Genomic DNA, 2749 nt, shown 5'->3' on the forward strand with positions numbered 1-2749 from the left:
TCATCTTGATTTCCTACATTGCGCGCAATTCACCCGTGGCGTGAATCACGCTTGTGTTAAAAGTTGGTTTGTGTTGCTAGAAAGGAATGTCGTCTTTTGTTGAAGAGTTGCCGTTCTGGGCGGTCATAGTTTGTTTACAATCTTCTGAATTATCATAAATTTTTACATTGCCATAAATTCTTGAATCGGCATAAATAATCACATTTCCATAAATTTGTGTGTGTCCAAAAATATGTCCATCATATATTTTGACGTTATTATAAATTTTTGCATTGCCAAAAATCTCGGCACAATCACCAATTTGTGCTTTATCATAAACCTTAGCACTATCGTAAATCTTGGCACAACAATACGCCTTGGCATCATTATAAATCCAGCAATCGTCTTTTTGACTTAAATTGTCTTCATACTCTACAAAGCCCCCAAGGTCCCCAGCCTTAACATCACCAAAATCTTTTAATGCACGTATGCGGTAAAGCGTAAGGTATCCATCAAACTGAATTGTTTCATCAGTAAGTTCGTATTTTTTCATCTGGTCTTTTCTCCAGTTGAGATGGCGTTATAGTCATCAACGTGTGCGCTACGGTAAACTTCTGCCTTATCGGAAACGCATGCATAACCGTAAACCTCTGCCTTACCGTAAACACGTGCTTCATCGAAAACGCGTGCACAATCGTAAACTTCTGCCTTATCGGAAACGCATGCATAACCGTAAACCTCTGCCTTACCGTAAACACGTGCTTCATCGAAAACGCGTGCACAATCGTAAACCTCTGCCTTACCGTAAACGTGTGCCTTACCGTAAACGTGTGTCTCACCGTAAATTTCTGCACGACCGTAAACGCATGCCCCGTAGTAAACGCGTGCGCTCTCGTAAACATGTGCATCATCAAAAATCCTAGCACCATCAAAAACCAGCGCATCATCATAAACTTTGGCATTACCGTAAACTTCTACATAATCGATAACGCGTGCATTGTTATAAACACGTGCATTGCCAAAAACTTGTGCCTCATCGGAAACTAGTGCATTGTCATAAATACATGCATTATCCGCAACCCAACAATAGTCCTCATGCGATAGGTTCTCTTCAGTCTCGATATAGCCGCCAAGATCACCTTTCTTGACGTCCCCCAAATCTCTCAGTGCACGAATGCGGTGAAGGATTTTGCCATCAACTTCGATTGTTTCATCAGTAAATTCGTATTTTTTTTCCATGATTACTATTTCTCACGTTCTACGATTACGGTGGAGCCACTAATTTTACAATTTCCAGCAATGTCTACACGACAGCAAATATATGCTTGATTGTAAATTTTAGCATTTCCGTAAACGTGTACACTTTCCCCTATAACAGAATTCCCATAAATCCGCGCATAGTCAAAAACCTTGGCATTATCTCCAACATCAGCACCACCAACTTCGGCATAATCAGAAACTTGTGCATTGCCATAAACGCGTGCATTCCCATAAACCCGCGCATCATCATAAACTTTGGCATTATCGTAAACTTGTGCATTGCCAAAAATCCAACAGTCTCTCTTATGGCTTAAGTTGCTCTCTTTTTCTATAAAACCGCCTAGGTCACCTTTTTTGACATATCCAAAGTCTCTCAGTGCACGAATGCGGCGGAGCGTTCTGCGCCCAAACTCAATTGTTTCATCAGTAAGTTCGTATTTTTTTTCCATGGTTTATTTCCTTGATTTGCGTACAATTCACCCGTGGCGTGAATCACGCTGGTGTTTAAAAGTTGGTTGTGTGGTTAAAAACGGCTTATATGGCTATTACGGTATTACCAAAAATCTCGGCAAAACCACAAACTTTAGCTTTTCCATAAACTTTGGCGTTACCAGAAACCCAGCAATTGCCATCATGACTTAGATTGTCTTCTTTCTCGATATAGCCTCCTAAATCACCTGCTTTAACATTACCAAAGTCTCTCAATGCACGAATGCGGTGGAGAGTTTTGCCCCCAACTTCGATTGTTTCATTAGTCAATTCGTATTTTTTCACCATGCTTTTTCTCCAGTGGACATGACGTTATCGCCATCAATATCCGCATCACGATAAATTTTTGCGTCGCCATAAATACGTGCATTACCGGAAACTGTTGCCATTCCATAAACTTCGGCAAAACCGTAAACATGTGCATTATGTTTAATTCGTGCACTACCATAAACTTCAGCATCATCATAAACTTGAGCATTATCGTAAACGCAAGCACAAGATAAGACGAATGCATTACCACCTACCCAGCAATTACCATGATGCGATAGGTTGTTTTCATGTTCTATAAAGCCGCCTAAATTACCTTTTTTAATAACTCCAAAGTCTCTTAAAGCGCGGATACGGTGAAGAGTTACCCCTTTAAACTCAGCTTTCCCATCAGTAAGTTCGTACTTCTTTTCCATGATTTTACTCCTTTAAGTTAGATTCTGCCTTTGTCGTTCTTGCAAAAGAACGGCATTGCATTGTGTGGTGAATTTTTTGAAAAGGTGGCGTCTTTTAAAAACGCCTTTAGCTTTTAAAGCACATCACAAGGACGCAAACGGTGTTGTTTTTCGTAAGAACCATACATTGCATCATCATATTCGCGCTGTTTTATATCATCTAAAAAAAAACCGTATGCTGTGCTGTGTAGAATAAAATCGTGAGGAATGTTTCCGTTGAAGCACTGCTCTTCACATTCTTTAAGATAGAATTCGGCAATATCTTCAGAGATATCTTCGCAACGATTAGTCGTTGGTTC

The 2749-nt window shown here is 40.1% G+C and carries 5 protein-coding genes and 1 pseudogene; all 6 read right to left on the reverse strand.

Annotated features, from left to right (window positions below; genetic code table 11):
- Positions 1 to 76: 76 nt before the first annotated feature.
- On the reverse strand, positions 77 to 532 hold the full coding sequence (locus ACFINR_RS09100; protein WP_375654207.1) for a hypothetical protein: 456 nt from the start codon (positions 530 to 532) through the stop codon (positions 77 to 79).
- Positions 529 to 1218 carry a hypothetical protein gene (locus ACFINR_RS09105; RefSeq protein WP_375612643.1) on the reverse strand — a complete coding sequence of 230 codons (690 nt, stop codon included), beginning with the start codon at positions 1216 to 1218 and terminating at the stop codon, positions 529 to 531. Before ACFINR_RS09105 ends, ACFINR_RS09100 begins: the two co-directional genes overlap by 4 nt.
- Before the next feature lie 5 nt (positions 1219 to 1223).
- A complete protein-coding gene (locus ACFINR_RS09110; RefSeq protein WP_375654208.1) occupies positions 1224 to 1688 on the reverse strand; it encodes a hypothetical protein in 465 nt (154 codons plus the stop codon).
- A gap of 85 nt (positions 1689 to 1773) precedes the next feature.
- Positions 1774 to 2016 (reverse strand): hypothetical protein, encoded by a 243-nt coding sequence (locus ACFINR_RS09115; RefSeq protein WP_375654209.1) that lies wholly within the window; start codon positions 2014 to 2016, stop codon positions 1774 to 1776.
- Positions 2010 to 2411, reverse strand: a complete 402-nt coding sequence (locus ACFINR_RS09120) for a hypothetical protein (RefSeq protein ID WP_375654210.1) — start codon at positions 2409 to 2411, stop codon at positions 2010 to 2012. The genes ACFINR_RS09115 and ACFINR_RS09120 overlap by 7 nt, the downstream gene beginning before the upstream one ends.
- A gap of 113 nt (positions 2412 to 2524) precedes the next feature.
- Positions 2525 to 2749 (reverse strand): annotated as a pseudogene (locus tag ACFINR_RS09125) (hypothetical protein); the annotation flags it as partial.

The organism is Bartonella sp. AP19HLJMH, assembly GCF_042196245.1.
Taxonomy (GTDB): domain Bacteria; phylum Pseudomonadota; class Alphaproteobacteria; order Rhizobiales; family Rhizobiaceae; genus Bartonella.